11 protein-coding genes are annotated in these 17,931 nt (G+C 63.3%); 6 read left to right on the top strand and 5 right to left on the bottom strand.

What is annotated here, in order from left to right; all coding sequences use genetic code 11:
• Positions 1-5: 5 nt before the first annotated feature.
• Complete coding sequence (locus EEJ31_RS11235; protein ID WP_123046384.1) at positions 6-236, top strand: DUF6752 domain-containing protein; 231 nt, start codon at positions 6-8, stop codon at positions 234-236.
• A gap of 7 nt (positions 237-243) precedes the next feature.
• Here the strand turns inward: EEJ31_RS11235 and EEJ31_RS11240 are convergent, their stop codons facing one another.
• On the bottom strand, positions 244-1,638 hold the full coding sequence (locus EEJ31_RS11240; RefSeq protein WP_199727335.1) for a bifunctional cytidylyltransferase/SDR family oxidoreductase: 1,395 nt from the start codon (positions 1,636-1,638) through the stop codon (positions 244-246).
• A gap of 160 nt (positions 1,639-1,798) precedes the next feature.
• Here EEJ31_RS11240 and EEJ31_RS11245 point away from each other — a divergent pair, with 160 nt between their 5' ends.
• The 5 genes from EEJ31_RS11245 (at position 1,799) to EEJ31_RS11265 (ending at position 13,036) form a co-directional block, all read left to right on the top strand.
• Positions 1,799-4,873 (top strand): LGFP repeat-containing protein, encoded by a 3,075-nt coding sequence (locus EEJ31_RS11245; RefSeq protein WP_123046386.1) that lies wholly within the window; start codon positions 1,799-1,801, stop codon positions 4,871-4,873.
• Positions 4,874-5,009: 136 nt separating this feature from the next.
• A complete protein-coding gene (locus EEJ31_RS11250; RefSeq protein WP_158603951.1) occupies positions 5,010-7,316 on the top strand; it encodes a glycosyltransferase family 2 protein in 2,307 nt (768 codons plus the stop codon).
• Entirely contained in the window at positions 7,313-9,994 is a 2,682-nt protein-coding gene (locus tag EEJ31_RS11255) for a bifunctional glycosyltransferase/CDP-glycerol:glycerophosphate glycerophosphotransferase (RefSeq protein ID WP_123046388.1), read from the top strand. The genes EEJ31_RS11250 and EEJ31_RS11255 overlap by 4 nt, the downstream gene beginning before the upstream one ends.
• A gap of 39 nt (positions 9,995-10,033) precedes the next feature.
• Entirely contained in the window at positions 10,034-11,095 is a 1,062-nt protein-coding gene (locus EEJ31_RS11260) for an acyltransferase family protein (RefSeq protein WP_123046389.1), read from the top strand.
• A 57-nt stretch (positions 11,096-11,152) separates the two neighbouring features.
• Positions 11,153-13,036, top strand: coding sequence for a glycosyltransferase (locus tag EEJ31_RS11265; RefSeq protein WP_123046390.1), 1,884 nt, complete (start codon positions 11,153-11,155; stop codon positions 13,034-13,036).
• A gap of 21 nt (positions 13,037-13,057) precedes the next feature.
• On the opposite strand, the gene glf is transcribed toward EEJ31_RS11265, so the two are convergent.
• From glf to EEJ31_RS14165, 4 genes are all read right to left on the bottom strand, one after another.
• Positions 13,058-14,221, bottom strand: coding sequence for a UDP-galactopyranose mutase (gene glf, locus EEJ31_RS11270; RefSeq protein ID WP_199727336.1), 1,164 nt, complete (start codon positions 14,219-14,221; stop codon positions 13,058-13,060).
• Positions 14,222-14,240: 19 nt separating this feature from the next.
• Positions 14,241-14,978, bottom strand: coding sequence for an ABC transporter ATP-binding protein (locus tag EEJ31_RS11275; RefSeq protein ID WP_123046392.1), 738 nt, complete (start codon positions 14,976-14,978; stop codon positions 14,241-14,243).
• Complete coding sequence (locus EEJ31_RS11280) at positions 14,978-15,847, bottom strand: ABC transporter permease (protein WP_233563857.1); 870 nt, start codon at positions 15,845-15,847, stop codon at positions 14,978-14,980. The genes EEJ31_RS11275 and EEJ31_RS11280 overlap by 1 nt, the downstream gene beginning before the upstream one ends.
• A gap of 115 nt (positions 15,848-15,962) precedes the next feature.
• Positions 15,963-17,822, bottom strand: coding sequence for a glycosyltransferase (locus EEJ31_RS14165; RefSeq protein WP_123046394.1), 1,860 nt, complete (start codon positions 17,820-17,822; stop codon positions 15,963-15,965).
• Between the last annotated feature and the right edge of the window lie 109 nt (positions 17,823-17,931).

Consider the following 17,931-nt stretch of genomic DNA (forward strand, 5'->3'; position numbering starts at 1 on the left):
CATTCATGGAGAACTTCCTCGGCCGGCTGCTCGCCAAAGTCGCCCCCCGCGCCGCGCGCGCCCTGACCACCCTCATCCACGTGAGCGAGGAAGACGATGCGCTGCTTCCCAAGGTCATCGCCTACGAGAACCAGGTGCGGGAACTCCGGCAGGAGATCGACGAGCTGCGCAAGGACAACCTGCGTATCGCTGAGCTCTACGACCTCGTCTTCGAGCGGTTGAACCAGAGGCTGTAGCGGCGCGTCAGCGCTTCACGTCGACGATCTGCCCGGTCACCTGGGACACCAGCATGTCGATGGACACCTCGGCGACCCGGTCGGCCTCAAGGAGGCTGCCTTCCGGCTCCTCGCCGAATGCCTGCAGACGCATGGCAGTCTTCGTGCGACGCGGGTTGATGCAGTTCACCCGCACCCCGTTGTCAGCCCACTCCTCGGCGAGGGCCTGGGTGAGGTTGACCGTCGCAGCCTTGGTCGCCGAGTAGATGCCGTAGTTGGCGCGTCCTCGCGTGTACGAGCTCGACGTGAAGTAGAGGAGCTGACCGCCGGTCTGCTTCAGGTAGGGCAACGCCTCCTGGGCGAGGTGGATCGGGCCGAGAAGGTTGATGTCGATACTGCTGCGCACCGACTCCGGGGAGAAGCTCTCAAGGCTCCCGATCTCCAGGGTTCCGGCCGTGTTCACGACGAAGTCGACTCGACCGGTCTCAGCGGATGCCTTGGCCAGCGCTTCGGACACCTGCTCCCGGTTCTCGATGTGGGTTCCGGTCGAGGAACGGCTGAACGAGAACACGCTCGCCCCGTACTGGCGCGCCAGCACGCAAATGCTCTGGCCGATCCCGTCGCTCCCGCCGAAGACCACGAGGGTCTTTCCCCGCAGGGCTTCCTCCCGCTCGCCTGCCGAGCGTTCGTCGACGCCCGCTGAGCGGAGCTGGAACAGTTTGTCGGCGATGAACACATCGATCGCCTCGGTGATCTTCATGTTCTCGTCCGACCCGGCGACGACGGCGATGGGCACGGATGGCGTGTACCGGAGCACGACGCTGCAATCGTCGGTCGCGGCGAAGTTCTCGTCCTGCTCGGCGAGCGCATAGGCCTCACGAATGGCGGAGAGTCGGAATGCCTGCGGGGTCTGCCCGCGCCGGAGCGCCGCGCGTGGCGGCACTGCGGAGATCACCTCGGGCGAGCCGGTGACCTCGATGATGGTGTCTGCCGAAGGAATCGCGGTGTCGACCGCGTCGTAATGGTCGAGCGCCGCGACGCAGTCGTGCAGAATCCTGTTGTCCACAAATGGGCGCACCGCATCGTGGAAGAGCACCTTGATGTTCTCGGACCCGAGTATCGACAGGGCGAGGCGGGTCGTGTCGTTGCGCGTGACGCCGCCGGCGTGAATGCCAGCCAGTTTCGGATAGGTGCCCGCCTGTTGCAGCTGGGTCATGGCATCGAGGTGCGCGGGCTCCATCATGACGATGATCTCGTCGATGTCGCTCGAACTGTTCAGCGCCGCGATGGTGTGTTCGATGATGGTCTTGCCCGAGATCTGCGCGAGTTGCTTGGGCATACCGAGACCCGCGCGTACTCCCACGCCGCCCGCCAGGACGACGGCAACGACGTGCTCAGTACTACGACTTAGATCAGAACGCATGGTGGCCATCCTACGTGGGGGCCCGATGACCGGACTCGCGGACGCCCCCGACTCGGCTGGCACCCTAAATGGGGTAAACCGCCTGACTGCGGCTGACACGTAGCATTGACCGGGTGCGCTTCGGGTGCGCACGCGAACCGAGAGTGCAGAAACAGACACCGTGACACTTCCCTTCAGACGAGCACTGACCTTGATCCTGGCCACTTCGCTTGCCGTCTCCGGACTCACGGCGATACAGCTTCTCGCCAACTCCGATGATTCGGCGTCGGCGGTTGACGCCCACGACTTCGATCCGGGCGAGATCATCAGCGACGCCGTTTTCTACAACACGTCCACGATGACCGCGTCATCGATCCAGAGCTTCCTCAACAGCAAGGTAAGGACCTGCCGCGACGGCTACACGTGTTTGAAGGACTATAAGCAGACCACGCGCACAATCCCTGCGGACCCCATGTGCAAGAAGTATGTGGGCGCGAGTAGCGAAAGAGCATCGACCATCATCTACAAGGTCTCCCAGGCGTGCGGCATCAATCCTCAGGCCCTCGTCGTGCTGCTACAGAAGGAGCAGGGACTCGTCACGGACGATTGGCCCTCTGCTGGACAATACGAGACGGCGACCGGATATGCCTGCCCTGACACCGCTCCCTGTAACGCGGAGTATTTCGGATTCTTCAACCAGGTGTACAAGGGCGCCTGGGCGCTGAAGCGCTACACGATGCCCCCCGGAACCGGCCCTGGAACCGAGTGGTACTCCGACTACAGCTACCAGTACTGGCCGGGAGAGACGTCTCGCGTGCTTTACAACCCCTCTAGCTCGTGCGGCTCGTCCTCCGTTTTCATCAAGAACAAGGCGACGACAAGCCTCTACTGGTACACGCCATATCAGCCGAATAACGCCGCACTTGATGCTGGGTACGGCCTCGGTAACGGCTGCTCCGCTTACGGCAACCGCAATTTTTTCCTCTATTTCAGTGACTGGTTTGGCTCCGTGCGATACAACGTGGGATCGCAGTTCGCTACCTACTACGCATCCATCGGCGGGGTCAACAGCCCGCTGGGAGGAGCCACGGGCCCTGCACGCACACTCTCCTCAGGTGGTTCCGTGCAGAGCTTTGCCAACGGAGCGCTGTATCAGAAGTCAGGCCTCGGTGTTCACGCCATTCTGGAACCGTTCCTAACGACCTGGGGCGAAACAGGCTGGGAAAACGGCGCCCTTGGCTACGCAATCTCCGACATCATTCAGACGAGCGCCGGTCCGTGGCAAAAGTTCGAGCACGGGGGGATTTACCAGAACTCGCGCGGTGCAACGTATCCCGTTCGCGGAGCGATCTACTCGTACTACGACTCGATCGACGGAATCACGAGCGAGTTCGGCGCTCCCCGCGGTGCCGAACGGTCGCTCGCCTCCGGCGGCGCCGTGCAGAACTTCGAAAACGGCAATGTCTACTGGAAGTCTGGGATCGGTGCGCACCCAATGTCCGAGCCCATCCAGACCACGTGGAAGGAGTCCGGTTGGGAATCAGGACCGTTCGGCTACCCGTCGTCTGACGTTCAGGAGAACGCTGCAGGCATGTGGCAGGAGTTCGAAGACGGCTTGATTTATCTCACATCGAACGGGCAAGTGCTCCGGGTGAAGGATCCGACCTACTCGGCCTACGCGTCCGTGGGCGGTGTCGTTGGAGCATTCGGCGCCCCGATCAGAGATGTGCGGGCGCTGTCATCCGGTGGCACGGTACAGAACTTCCGGTCAGGAAACATCTATTGGAAGGACGGCCTCGGGGCGCATCCGATCTCCGGCGCTATCCAGTCGGCGTGGAAGGACACAGGCTGGGAAGCCGGCCCCTTCGGCTACCCGGTTTCGGACGTCCATCAGGATGCGACTGGAACGTGGCAGCTCTTCGAGCATGGGGTGATCCATGTCAGCACGACAGGACAGGTGCGGAGCGTTTTGGAGCCTATCTTCTCGTCCTACTCCGCTTCCGGTGGAGTATTGGGGCCACTGGGTCTTCCTAGCAGCGCAGCTCAGTCCCTGGCGGACGGCGGAAGCGCCCAGACCTTCGCGAAGGGTGAAATCTACTGGAAGGAGGGTCTCGGAGCTCATTCCATTTCCGGCGCAATCTTGACGTCATGGAAGAACGGCGGCGGCGCAGGCGGAACACTCGGATACCCGGTTTCAGACCTGCATAAAGACAAGACCGGTAGCTGGCAGGAATTTGAGGGCGGGATCGTCTTCCAGAGTGCCACCGGGGACGTCTCGCAGGTTCATGGTGAAACGTACGACTATTACGACTCCATTGGCGGCGTCAACGGCTCCTTTGGAGCGCCGCTTGGCTCGGCCCGCACACTCTCTACTGGTGGCACCGTCCAGAACTTCGAAAGGGGAAACATCTATTGGAAGAAGGGCATCGGCGCACATCCGATCACTGAACCGATCCAGAGCGCGTGGAAATCCATCGGCTGGGAAGCGGGCCGGCTCGGCTATCCGATAGGCGAGCCAGCCGCGCTGGCCGGCGGCGGTGTGAGCCAACAGTTCGAGGCCGGGTCAATTTTCGCCGCACAAGGGCATTCCGCCATTCTTGATGGCGATTCTGCCGCAGAGTACGTCGCGCACGGCGGTCCCACCGGTGAGTTCGGTTGGCCCGTCAACGCCCGCCATTGTGGGCTGAAAGACAACGGATGCGTCCAAACGTTCCAAGGTGCATACCTGTACGAGACCAGCGCTACCGGTGCCCACTTCATTCCCTCGGCAATCGGCGCGGTTTGGAAAGTTCCCGCGTGGGAGAATGGCCCCCTCGGCTACCCAACTGGGGGCGCGCTGACGATCGCTGCCAATGGTGGTGGCGCCAGCCAGGAGTTCCAGGGCGGGCGGGTGTATGCGCCCAACGGCAAGACGGGACGAGTCGCTTTGAACGGCCCCGTCCTCACCAAGTACATCGCGAGCGCCGGGCCTGGCGGCGTCCTGGCTTGGCCGACTTCTGCAGGCCGGTGTGGCCTCACTCGTTCTGGCTGCGTCCAGTCGTTCCAGAAGGGTTACCTTTATTGGACGACAGCCACCGGTGCGCACATCGTCGATGTGAGGATCGGAAAGCTGTGGGCGCAGTACGGTTGGGAACAAAGCAAGTTCGGTTACCCGACGAGTGACCCGAAGCCCTATCAGGACGGAGTGAGCCAGACGTTCGAACATGGCACCATTGCTTGGACTCCGACGGCAGGCGCACGTGTCCTGGCTCCCTGAGCCGATCTGAATTGGGCGAAGGCTCGTACCGTCATGCTCGACCAATGAAGGGCGACCCGAAATGTTCCTGTCGTTACCGCCGAGGCAAAGGCTGAGGCGAGAACTGCGCCGGCGGCTGCCGTTTACGCCTCCGCTCGTGACTGTCGTCGTACCGTTCTTCAACGTGAAGTCCTACCTTGAGGAGTGCGTGGACTCGATCCTCAGGCAGACACTCACCGACCTCGAAGTGATCCTCGTGGACGACGGTTCCACAGATGGCTCGCACGACATTGCAGCGCGCTACGTCGGGAAGGATAAACGCGTACGTTTGGTAGCGCAGGCCAATCAAGGTCCCGGAGCTGCGCGCAACGCGGGAGTCGCCCATGCACGCGGCACGTATCTGACCTTCGTCGATTCTGACGACCGGCTGCCTCCTGACGCTCTCGCCATATTGGTCGACTCAGCAAGGGGGAACAATGCGAACATCGCCGCTGGCGCAATCCGTCGGTTCAACTCGACGCGCAGTTGGGTCCCGGCATGGGCCAAGAATGTGCACTCTGACGCGCTCCATGGAGTGCAATTGGCCCAGTTCCCTAGTCTGCTGAGAAACAACTATCCCGTCGCGAAGGTTTACAAGCGACAGTTCTGGCTCAGTCAAGAATTGTCGTTTCGCACGGGAGTGATTTACGAGGACCAGCCGCTGATCGCCCAGATGCTTTCGCGCGCCGGCAGCATCAACGTCGTGCCGGACGTTGTATACGACTATCGGGCTCGTGAAGATCGCTCCTCCATCAGTCAACGGCCGGAAGAGGTCAAGGACCTGCGGGATCGTACAGAGGCTTGGCAGCTCACGTTGGACGCATTACGCGCTGAAGCGGATGCGCCCGTGTTGGAGGGCTGGTATGAAACGGTCTATGGCACGCACTTCCACTGGTACTTGAACAACCAGTCGATATCCGATGCCGGATATTGGCAAATCTTGAGTACCAGCGCTCAGTCGCTTCTCCGTTATGAGCCACCCGGCCTTCTCGACAAACTCTCCCCAGAGAAGAGGGTCGCTGTGCGGCTTCTGCAGGAGAACCGTCACCAGGCTTTTCTGGACTTTCGGGAATCTGGAGGTTACGAACTCAGCAACTTCGGCACTCGGATCACACCGATCGGCATAGAGCACTCTCTCCCGCTCTCGGCTGACGCGGTATCGGCGCTTCCACAGAATGCCCTCGTCTCTTTCCCCGAACAACTGGAATTGCGACAAGAAGTTATCCGGGGCCAATGGGATCTCGGCGCCGGACCCGTTCAGCTGCGGCTATCCGGCTTCGCCTACATCGACTACGTCGATCTAGCCGATGTCGAAACTCGCGTCGAGCTATTCGCAACGCACAAGCGCTCGGGTGAAATCCTCGCCGCCCACGTTGAAAAGTCTGATGACGCCTTGCTCCGCCCAGCCCAACATCCGGCGGGCTTCGACATCGATGGTTCGGGCTACGTCGCTTCCTTCGAGCTCGGCGGCCCCACGCGGCTGTCGCTCGGTTCGTGGACTTTCTCGATCCGGGTGACATCGGGACGCTTCACCGTCACGGAGCCTCTGCGGAACCTCTCCGCGAAGGCGGGCTTCGTCGAAGAGGCTTCGCGAATCATCGACGATCATGTGCGCATCCGCGTCGCGAGCAATGCGAACCGGCACGTCGGAGTTTCACTTCTCGTCGACGAGCCCAAGTTCATCGTCTACAGTGTGCGCTCAACGGGGAGGGATGTGACGATGGCCTTCCGCGCAGGGTGGCCATTGCCACCTACAGTTATGCTCTCAGCGGGTCGAACCAAGCTGGCCCACACGCGCGCTCACCGCGGCCGCGACGGCAACTTCCAGGTCTCGGTGACGCTTCCCGAAAACGAATCGGGGCGCAGACGTTCCTGGGAGGTGGGAGTACGTGACGTTTTCGGGCGCTTTGTTCCGCTCGTCTGCAGTGCGGGCCTCAATCCGACGAAACACAGCGGCATCGGTAAGATTCACGTCGGACCGACGCCCACCGGGGGCCTCAGAATCGATGACTGTCCTCATGGCTACATTCGAATCGAAGCCGTTACGGCCTTAGACGACCATTCCCTTGAAGTCTCAGGAGACGTGCACCCGGCCGCCGGATGGAGCGGCTACGAGCTTGAGTGCGAGAACGCTGAAATCGCAGCTGCTTCTGGCCTCACTCGCGATCCACTCACTGTTCAAGGACGGTTCAGAGCGGACCCGCTCCACCCGGGTGGCCATCCAGCCGTAAGCACGACTGTGACCGGTTTGGCGCAAGGCCCTGACGGGCGACGTTCAGCAGTGCCGGTTATCCTAGGCCGAGGCGTGTTGGACGAACTTCCGCTACTCGTTCCCGGCTCTGGCCTCATCGCCCAACGAGCCAAGGGAAGAAGCCTGTCACTACGACTGACCAAAGCATCCCACTCGGAAGGAACAAGAGTTTGAGGGAAAAGCTGTTCACGGTAATTTCACCGGTCTACAACGTCGGGAAGTACCTGCCGGACTACTTCGAATCCCTTGAGGCCCAAACGGTCGGCATCGAAAATCTCGAGATTATCCTCGTCGACGATGGCTCCGTCGACGATTCACTTTCGCGCTGTCAGGCGTTCGCCGAGACGCATCCAAACAGCGTGCGTGTGATTCACAAGGAAAACGGGGGGCAGGCTTCCGCCAGGAACCTGGGCCTTGAACTCGCGTCGACACCCTGGATTTGCTTCCCCGATCCGGATGACGTCCTGAGCGACAACTTCTTCGAGGCCATTCACGACTTCATGGAGAAGCCAGGAAACGAACGAACGGCGCTCTTCGCTGGTCACATCATCATCTGGGACGAACGGACGGGGCGACGACGAGATTCACACGCGACGAGTTTCCGATTCGCAGGCGGAAACTCGACGACGAACCTCGAGGGCAAGCCGAACTTCATCCACGGCAATGCTGTGATGAGCTTCTTCAAACGTGACCTCATCTCCCAGGCAGGGCTCCGGTTCGACGAGCGCCTTCGCACGCGATTCGAAGACGGAAGTTTCATCGCTCAATATCTCCTCGAGGCTGACGAGCCCATCCTTGGCTTGGTCGATGACGCTCGATACTTCTACCGCAGACGTGCCGAGGGCAACTCGACCAATCAGACCTCCCATGGAGATCCGCGCAGTTACACCGATGTGCCCGAGTACGGCTGGCTGACTGTGCTGAAAATCGCTAAAGAACGTAAAGGCTACGTCCCTCGCTGGCTGCAGTGGTACATCGTCTACGACATCGCCTGGCTCTTCAAGGAAGACGTGGGGACGAAGATCCCGACTCGAACGCTCACAGCCGATGTACTCTCAACATTTCACGCACTCGTGCGTCAGGTGATGGGGTACATCGAGCCAGAAGCAGTCCTCGGGTTCGACATGATGGGTGTTCCAGCGTGGACGCGTGAAGCCCTGACCTTCGCCTACCGTCAGGAATCGTACGTCGGCCCCGTGTCGATGGGGCCTCCCGATGCCTCAAGGAACCTCATCCGCATCAGCTATCGATTCAAGGGTGACCTGCCCGAGGAGACGATCTTCGTCAGGGGCAAACGCGTTGAGCCGCGGTACGCCAAGACTCAGCTTCTCGAAGTCCTCGGGGACGTCGTCTTGAAGGAGCGTCATCTGTGGGTGTCGTCCCTCGGGGTCATCCGGTTCGAATTGAATGGCCGCATCCAACGTCTGCTCAATGTAGAAACGGGCGGGACTACCTATAAGTTCCGTCGCGCGCAGGTGGAGTCTGCCGAGCAGGAGCTCGCACGCGGCGGCATCCCGCCGATCTTCCTCCAACGCAGAGTGAGCATGCGTGACCTGACCAGGCAGAGGCTCAGGAACGTTCTTCGCTGGGGCAAGCGCACACTTCGCAAGCCCAGCATCTACGATCTGTCCCTCGCCGCTGCGCTGCGGCTCATCCCGATCCGTCGAGCGTACGCCGGCGCCTGGGTGCTGATGGACCGTGAGTTCCAGGCGAACGACAGCGCCGAGGAACTGTACCGATGGATCCGGGCACATCAGCCGGACACCAAGATGAGGTTTGTGATCCGGAAGGAGTCCGCGGAGTGGGCACGCTTGAAGCGTGACGGCTTTGAGCTTGTCGACTACGGATCGTACCGTTGGAAGCTCCTCATGCTTCTAGCCGGGCACGTCATCTCCAGCCACATCGACGTGTACATCTCGAATCCCCTGCCGAGCCGCCGCTATGGACGGCCGCAATGGAAGCTGTCGTTCCTGCAACACGGGATCATCAAGGGCGACCTCTCTCCGTGGTTGAACCGGAAGAACATTGATTTCTTCCTCACGTCCACGAAAGACGAGTACGAGTACATCTCCGGTGAATCCCCCTTCAAGTTCAGCAAGAAAGAGGTGCGGCTTACCGGCTTGCCCCGCCATGATGCACTTCTTCAGAAGAGCATGGAGATCGAACCCAGCGAAGTCAATCAGGTCCTGATTGCTCCCACCTGGCGGCAGTATCTCAGCGGACGCATCATCAGCACTTCCGTGCGCGAGCAGAACGAGCAGTTCATGGAAAGCGACTACGCCAAGGCTTGGCAGTCTCTCGTGCAATCGGAGGAGCTCAGGGAGATCGCGTCAAAGCGCGGGCTGAAACTCGTCTTCATGCCGCACCCGAATATTCAGCCATATCTAGGGAACTTTGCTGTTCCCGACTGGGTGGAGACCAGGCACTACGGCGACGTTGATGTTCAGGATGTCGTGCGCCGCACGGCAGTCATGATCACTGACTACTCATCGATTGCATTCAACATGGCGTACCTGTACCGGCCCGCGGTCTACTACCAATTCGACAAGAGCCAGTACGAAGCGGAGCACATCGAAGGCAAGGGATATTACGAGTACGAACGTGACGGATTCGGGCCTGTGTCCTCGGATCTTCAGGGCGTTCTGAAGGGTCTGGATTCGCTCCTGTCCGAACCTAAGGTGGCGGAGGAATACGCCGAGCGAGCGCGGCGCACCTTCCCGGTCAGGGACGGCAAGAATTCGGAACGCGTCTTCAATGCGATCAAAGACCTGGAACGCCCCTTGTCGTTCCAGGAGGGTTCAGTGCGCGCGGAGACCGACGCGTGGGATTTTGGCGCTGCACTCGATCATTAGGAATGCGATAAGGGCATTGGCTAAGGGGCAACTGCCGGAATGACTGAAGAATCGAGCGCGCGAGGCGCAAATGGACGCGCCAAGGCGCGAGACCCCTATCTCGACAACGCCAAGGTGCTCCTGATCGTCCTGGTCGTCGTCGGCCACCTGCTCGAGCGCATCGCGTATTCCGGCGTCGCCGATGGCCTCTACACGTGGATTTACAGCTTCCACATGCCGGCGTTCGTGTTCGTGTCGGGCTACCTGTCCCGGCGCTTCGAGCCGACGATGTCCCGGTCGCGCTCCCTGATCACGTCGCTCCTTGTGCCGTACCTGGTCTTCCAGGTCGTCCTCTCGCTCGAGGACTGGCTGCTCCGCGGCAACCATCTGGTCCTCGACCCCTTCGTTCCCCGGTTCGCCCTGTGGTACCTGCTGGCGCTGTTCGCTTGGCGGCTCCTCATCCCCGTGCTGCGGAGCATCCCGCACCCGCTGCTCTGGTCGGTCGTCGCGTCGGTGGTGTCGGTCGTCTACGGCGGACTCGACCAGGAGCTGTCGCTGGCGCGCATCCTCTCCTTCCTCCCCTACTTCACTCTCGGCGTGCTGACGACCCCCGAGAGGATCGAGGCGTTCAAGGATGCGACCGCACGCCTGCGGGTGCGGGTTCCGGCGGTACTCCTCCTCGTCGCTTCGCTCGTGGTCGCCTACCTGCTGCGGGACGACATCCCGCGCCGGTGGCTGTACATGTACGGACAGACCGACGAGGTGACCTTCACAAACCTAGAGAACATGGTGATCCGGCTCGCCGTCCTGGCGATGGCCACGGTCGCGATGGCGTGCTTCCTGGCCGTCGTCCCGCGCCGACGCACCTTCTTCACTCCACTGGGCAATGCGACCCTGTACGTGTACCTGCTCCAGGCCGCCGTGATCTACCCGCTCCAGCCGCTTATCGGCGAATGGGGCGGCTGGACGGCCCCCATGGTTGCCGTCCTGGTCGCCGGCGGAGTCGCGCTGGCGCTGCTGCTCGGCAGCCGACCCGTGCAGAAGCTCACCGCGTGGGTGGTCGATCCCGTCAACACCGCCGCTCGCAGGCGATCCGGGGCGGCCGCGGGTGCTGCCGGCTGATCCGACGCGGAGCCGTGCACGCATGCGGTCCGCAGGACAGGCAGACTAGAAGGCACGATGACATCTCCCTCCCCCGCTCTGCGCACCGTCCACCGCGTCGTGTTCCCCCTCGGGCATGCCGAGGAGGCGCTGCCGCTTTACGTCCAGCCGTCGGCCAGCGGAGACCCGGTGGAAGGCGTCGAGATTACGGGACGGCACAGCGTCGCACTGACCTCGGAAAGCCCCGCCTCGTTCGGCACCTACTTCAGTGCGTTTCCGGCGGCCTACTGGCAGAGGTGGACGGCTGTGGGAGGCGTGCGCCTCGAGGTGATGACCGTCGGCGACGGAACAATCACGGTGTATCGCTCGGATGCCGAGGGCCGCCGGCACGTCGTCCGCACCTGCCCGGTGGCGGGATCAGGCGTCACCACGGTTGACCTGCCGCTCGCGGGCTTCGATGACGGCGGCTGGTACTGGTTCGACCTTGAGGCGACGGGAACTCTCCGCCTGCAGCAGGCCGACTGGAGCGTGCGCGAGCCGGAGATCAGCACCGGCAAGCTATCCATCGGCGTCACCACCTTCAACAAGCCGGACTTCTGCGTGGCCACACTGCAGGCCCTTGCGGGAACGCCCGAGCTGCTCCAGGAGATCGACCGCATTTTCATCGTCGACCAGGGTACCCGGAAGGTGGCGGACGAGCCCGCGTTCGCGGCTGTCGCGGCCTCGCTCGGCGACCGGCTCCAGATGGTCGACCAGGCGAACCTGGGCGGATCCGGCGGCTTCTCGCGTGCCATGGCCGAGACTCTGGAGCGCGACGAGTCGGGTTTCCTCATGCTGCTCGACGATGACGTCGAGATCGAACCCGAGGGAATCCTGCGTGCGTTGGCGTTCGCCCGTTCGTGTGAACAGGCGACCATCGTCGGCGGCCACATGCTCGACCTCAATGAACGCAGCGTCCTGCACGCATACAGCGAGATCGTCGACCCCGTGCCGTTCATGTGGGGACCGCCCGACCGTGAGCACGAGCGCCATGACTTCCGCAGCTCTCCCCTCGTCGACACGCCGTGGCTGCACCGGCGCGAGGACAGCGATTTCAACGGCTGGTGGATGTGCCTCATCCCGAAGCAGGTCATCCGGCAGCTAGGTCTCTCCCTGCCGGTGTTCATCAAATGGGATGACGCAGAGTACGGGTTGCGGGCGAAGGCGGCCGGCCACCCCACTGTTTCCTTCCCGGGAGCGGCGCTCTGGCACGTCTCGTGGGTCGACAAGGACGACACGCTCGATTGGGGTGCGTACTTCCATGCACGCAATCGGCTCGTGACCGCGCTGCTCCACTCGGACCAGCCCGGCGGAGGCCGGCTCCTCAGCGAGTACCGCCGGCAAGACCTGAAGCACCTGCTCTCAATGCAGTATTACCCGGTGAACCTGCGCCACCAGGCCCTCCGCGACGTGCTGTCCGGGCCGGCTTCGCTCCATGCCGCCATGCACGGCAAGCTGGGCGAGCTGCGCGCGCAGGCCGCGTCGTTCCCGGAAATGCGTCGTTACGCGCCGGAGGACGCCCCCAGAAGCAACGAGGGGAAGCGCCGGTACCCGCCGACGGACGGCAAGGGCCCGCGTGGCCTAGCGCTGCTGGTCTTCACCGCCCGGGCCGCCGCCCGGCACTGGTTCTCCAAGCCGGCTCCGGCCAATGTGGCGCACCCCCAGGTGGAGTTGAGCCGGCGTGACGCCACCTGGTGGCGCGTCCCCCGGCTGGACAGCGTGCTCATCGACGCCGCCGACGGCAGCGCCGCCTGGTACACGCGGGACCGCGCGCAGTTCCGCGCCCTGTGGTGGCAGAGCCTGCGGCTGCACCGGCGCATCGCGAAGCAGTGGGACGCGCTGCAGGCCGAGTACCGGCGTCAGGCCGCGAACATCACGTCCGTCGAGGCGTGGACCGAGACGTTCCGCGGTCCGCAGGCCTGAGCCCTCGGCATCCGTTGCCGGTCAGCGGGCGGTGCTGAACAGCGGGACCAGTTTGTTGTTGAACATCGACAGCGCCGACCCGATGGCCATGTGCATGTCCAGGTACTGGTAGGTGCCGAGGCGGCCGCCGAAGAAGACGTTCGGCTCCCCCTCCTCGAGCTCGCGGTACTTCAGCAGCCCCGCGCGGTCCTCCCCGGTGTTCACCGGGTAGTACGGTTCGTCGTCGCGGGTGGCGAAGCGGGAGAACTCGCGCATGATGACCGTCTTGTCGCTCGGGTACCAATCGCGCTCCGGGTGGAAGTGCCGGAACTCGTGGATGCGCGTGTATGGCACGGCGGCGTCGGCGTAGTTCATGACGGCCGTGCCCTGGAAGTCTCCGACGTTCAGCACCTCCTGCTCGAAGTCGAGCGTGCGCCAGCTGAGCTCACCCTCCGCGTAGTCGAAGTACCGGTCGATGGCGCCGGTGTACACGATGGGCACGCTGCCGACAGCGGATGCCTGGCTCGCCCCGTGGGAGGCGTCGAAGAAGTCGGTGTCGAGCATGACCTCGATGTTGGGGTGGTCGGCCATCCGCTCGAGCCAGGCCGTGTAGCCGTCGACCGGCAGGCCTTCGAAGTCGTCGTTGAAGTAGCGGCTGTTGTAGTTGTAGCGCACCGGGAGCCGGCTGATGACCTCGCCGGGCAGGCGCGTGGGGTCGGTCTGCCATTGCTTCGCGGTGTAGTCCCGGATGAAGGCCTCGTAGAGAGGGCGCCCGATCAGGGAAATGCCCTTCTCCTCCAGGTTCGCGGCATCCTTGGTGGTGTACTCGCTGGCCTGCTCGGCGATCAGCGCGCGGGCCTCGTCGGGTGAATACGCGGAGCGGAAGAACTGGTTGATGGTGCCGAGGTTGATCGGCAGGGGGTAGACCTCACCGGAGAAATTGGTGAAGACGCGGTGCTGGTAGCCCGTGAACGCCGTGAACCGGTTGACGTAGTCCCAGACCGCCCGGTTCGAGGTGTGGAAGAGGTGCGCGCCGTACTGGTGCACCTCGATGCCGGTCTCGGGCTCTGCCGCGCTATAGGCGTTTCCGCCGATGTGCGACCGCCGGTCGATGACGAGCACCTTGAGCCCGAGCTCGTTGGCCGCTCGTTCGGCGATCGTGAGCCCGAAGAACCCCGACCCGACGACCAGCAGATCGGCATTCACCATCCGGTGTCTCCTCGCATTATTTGCCCTTGAGGGCCGTGATCGCCTCTTCCACGGGTCCGTCGAACACCATCTCGCCCTTGCGGATGACGATGCCCCGGTCGCAGAGGTCGCGTACCGTGCCGGTGTCGTGGCTCACCACGACCATGGTCTTGCCCTCGTCGACCAGTTCACGGATCTTCTTGCGGCACTTCTCCCGGAACGGGGCGTCTCCGACCGAGAGGATCTCATCGACCAGGAGGATGTCGAGCTCGACGTGGATCGCGACCGAGAAGGCGAGACGCAGGAACATTCCCGAGGAGTAATGCTTCACCTCGCTGTCGATGAATTCCTCGATCTCGGAGAACGCGACGATGTCATCGAAGCGCTCGTCGATCTCCCGCTTGCTCATGCCCAGGATCGCGGCGTTCAGGTACACGTTCTCCCGGCCGGAAAGATCGGGGTGGAATCCGGCACCGACCTCGATGAGGCCGGCCACACGGCCGCGGGTGAGGATTCGCCCCTTGTCGGGTTCGAGCACGCCGGAGATGAGCTTGAGCAGGGTGGACTTGCCCGAGCCGTTGTACCCGAGGATGGCGACAGACTCGCCCTCGTTGACGGTGAAGTCGATGTCCTTGAGGGCCTGGAACGACGAGGAGATCTTCTTCTTCTTGATCTTGGAGATGAAGGCTTCCTTGAAGGAGTGCGCGTGGCGGAGCAGGAACGTCTTCTGAACGTGCTCGACGATGATGCTGGGGCGGTTCTTCGTCACGTCCATCACAGGTCCTGCGCAAATCGTCGTTCGAAACGGCGGAAGACGAGCTGGCCGATCGCGGTCACCACCAGGGCGATCACCAGGCCGATGAGCGAGTACTGAAGCAGATGGGGCGGCGGTTGGAGGCTGCCGTCAGAGGTGGAGAACCAGAACCCGTAGTGGAAGAGCTCGATCGCGGAGGTCAGCGGGTTCATCATGTAGATGCGCGTCAGCCAGTCCGGCATCACGGCCGCGATGCTCACGTAGCTGTAGAGAACCGGCGAAGCCCAGGTGGCGAACAGGCGGATGATCTCCACGAGGTTCTGCGCATCCCGGAATGACACGTTTACCGCACCGAAGATGAGGCCCAGGCCACTGGCCAGCAGGACGACGATCAAGGCCCCGAACAGGATTGCTCCCAGCTCGAGCAGGCTGGGCGTCCAGCCCGTGAGCGCGCTGACGACGACGAGCACGGCGACCTGGGGCAGGAAGTGCACGAAGGCGACGATCACGGCCGCTATCGGGAACATCTCCCGCGGCAGGTAGATCTTCTTGACCAAAGCCTTGTTGTCGACGATCGACTTGGTGGCATTGGAGAATGCCTCATTGAAGAGGTTCACCATGATGATGCCGGCCAGGAGGTACACGGCGAAGTTGTCGATGCCGCGATTGCGCCCGAGCACGATGCCCATGACGAAGTAGTAGATGAAGTACTGGGTCAGGGGCTTGACGTAGGACCAGCCCCACCCGAGGGCGGAGTTGCGGTACCTGGTCGAGACGCCCTTACGGACGAGGAGCCGGAGCAGGTACCTCCGGCGGAAGACGTCGAAGAGGCCGTTTCCCCGGCCGGGGACGGAGAAACCAGTCAGATCGACTGGCTCGGTTGCTGTCACGTTCCACGCTTTCTCTCGCAATAACGTCGGCGCTGACGCTGGTCGGCCCCTCCGCGATTCCGCGCAAGCCAGAGACAAGTGTAACGCCACCCCCGGAACGACCCTGACAGAACGCCTAGACGCCGATGCCCTTCCGGGCGATGATGCGGCGATAGGCGGCACGACGTATCCGTTCGGGAACAAGGCGGTACCCGCCACGCACCGCCACATTGCGCAGCCACTGGGTGCGGGTGGTGAAGCCGCTTCTCCGGAACCGGTGCTGCAGTTGCACCTCCGCGCGCAGTTGCGCCCATCCGCCGCGACGGGCGTACGCGCCGTCATTCACCCGGTACATCACGAGGGGTTCGGCGACGTTGTCGACGACGCAGTTCGCCTGCACCATGCGGCCGAACAGCCAGTAGTCCTCCATCAGCCCGAGGTCGAGGTATCCCCCAGCGCGCTCCACCGCGCTCTTGCGATACACCACCGTGGGGTGGTTGAACGGGTCGCGGAACCGGGCGACGGCCCGGATCCGGTCAGCGCCGACGGGCGGGGTGCGAGTCGCGAGGATTGTGCCGACGTCGCCGGCGAACTCGAACAGGCCCGACCCGACCAGGTCGAGGCCACGGTCGACGAGCGCGGGAATCTGAACCTCGAAACGATGCGGGAGCGCGATGTCGTCGGCGTCCATGCGGGCCACGATGTCGTTGTGGCAGTGCTCCAGGCCTTCGGTGAGTGCCCGGGCGAGCCCCACGTTCTGCGGCAGCACCACGTGGTTCACCGGAACGGAGGACGAATCGATCATCCTCGCGACCTCCGCCTGCAGTTCCTCCCCGATCGGGCCGTCCTGCACGAGGACCACTTCGGCGGGTTTGCGGGATTGGTCGTTGACGCTGCTGGTGAAGGCCTTCGCGAAGTAGGCGGGCTTGTCGGCGGCGTAGATGGGAAGGAGGAGCGAGAAGCGCGCCTGGGCGGCATCCGCTGTCTGCTCGCCGGTGCCGAGGCTGTTCCCCCGCGGTCTGTGGCCCCGTTCGACGAGGGACACCGCCTTCGATGCCTGGCCGAGGCCGGCGAGCGCGATGTGGTTGGGGCGCGGGTCGGTGCGGAACCCGTCACGCAGCCCGCGGCGGAGACCCGCCCGCAGAACGCCCTTGTTGTCGGAACCCAGGAAGGTACGGAGCCAGCGCCGGAGCGTCGAGCCGCCGTAGATCGCCTTCTCGACGGGCGAGAGGCCGCGGGAGCGGCGGAGCATCCAGACCTTGTTGCGCACCTCGTAGTAGAAGCGCTCCCCGGGGTCGACGTCCGTCGCCCCGAGCTTCGCGGTCTTGTGTACCACGACGCTCCCCGGCACGAAAACACCGCGGTGGCGGCGGAGGACGCGCGTGGAGAACTCGAAGTCGTCGTTCCAGATGAAGTAGTCGGCGATCGGCAGGCCGGACTCGGCGATCACGTCGGTGCGGGCGAGCATGGAGACGAACGAGGAGCTCCGCACCGGGAGCAGCCCGCGTCGCGTTGCCGATTCACGCTCCGCGCGCGAGACGAAGGGCTTTCGGCGGGGCGTGTTCATCGGGTGGTCCTGGCCGTCCGTCCAGACGACTCGGGAACCGGCAACGACGATCTCCGGGTCGGCCAGAGCGGCCGCGAGCAGTTCGGCGAGCGCGGTCGCGGTCGGGACGGTGTCATCGTCCATCAGCCAGACCCAATCGGCATGGTGCTCGGCCATCGCCCGGGCCGCTCCCACGGCGAAACCGCCGGCCCCACCCGTATTGCGGGTAAGGGTGACGACGTCGGCGCCGGTCGCCGCTTCGCGGGCCGCGTCGCCGGATCCATCGGTCGACGCGTTGTCGACCACGACGACCGCGGACAGCGCGTGCGTCTGGGCCGCGAGGGCCTCAAGCACCTCGAGCAGGAGTTCGCGCCTGTTGTAGGCGACGACTACTGCGACAACGGTAGCCGGCTCCTGGGTTTGCACGCCGAGCAGTCTACCAATCGGCATTCTGTGAGCCTCTTGCGTGAATCCCGATGTTGGTCGGCCCCTGCAGCCAGGGAGCACATTGTGCGCTCACGCAATCTGCCGATCTCCGGCTGATAGCATTCAGCGCGAT

The organism is Cryobacterium tepidiphilum, assembly GCF_003716325.1.
Lineage (GTDB): Bacteria > Actinomycetota > Actinomycetes > Actinomycetales > Microbacteriaceae > Cryobacterium > Cryobacterium tepidiphilum.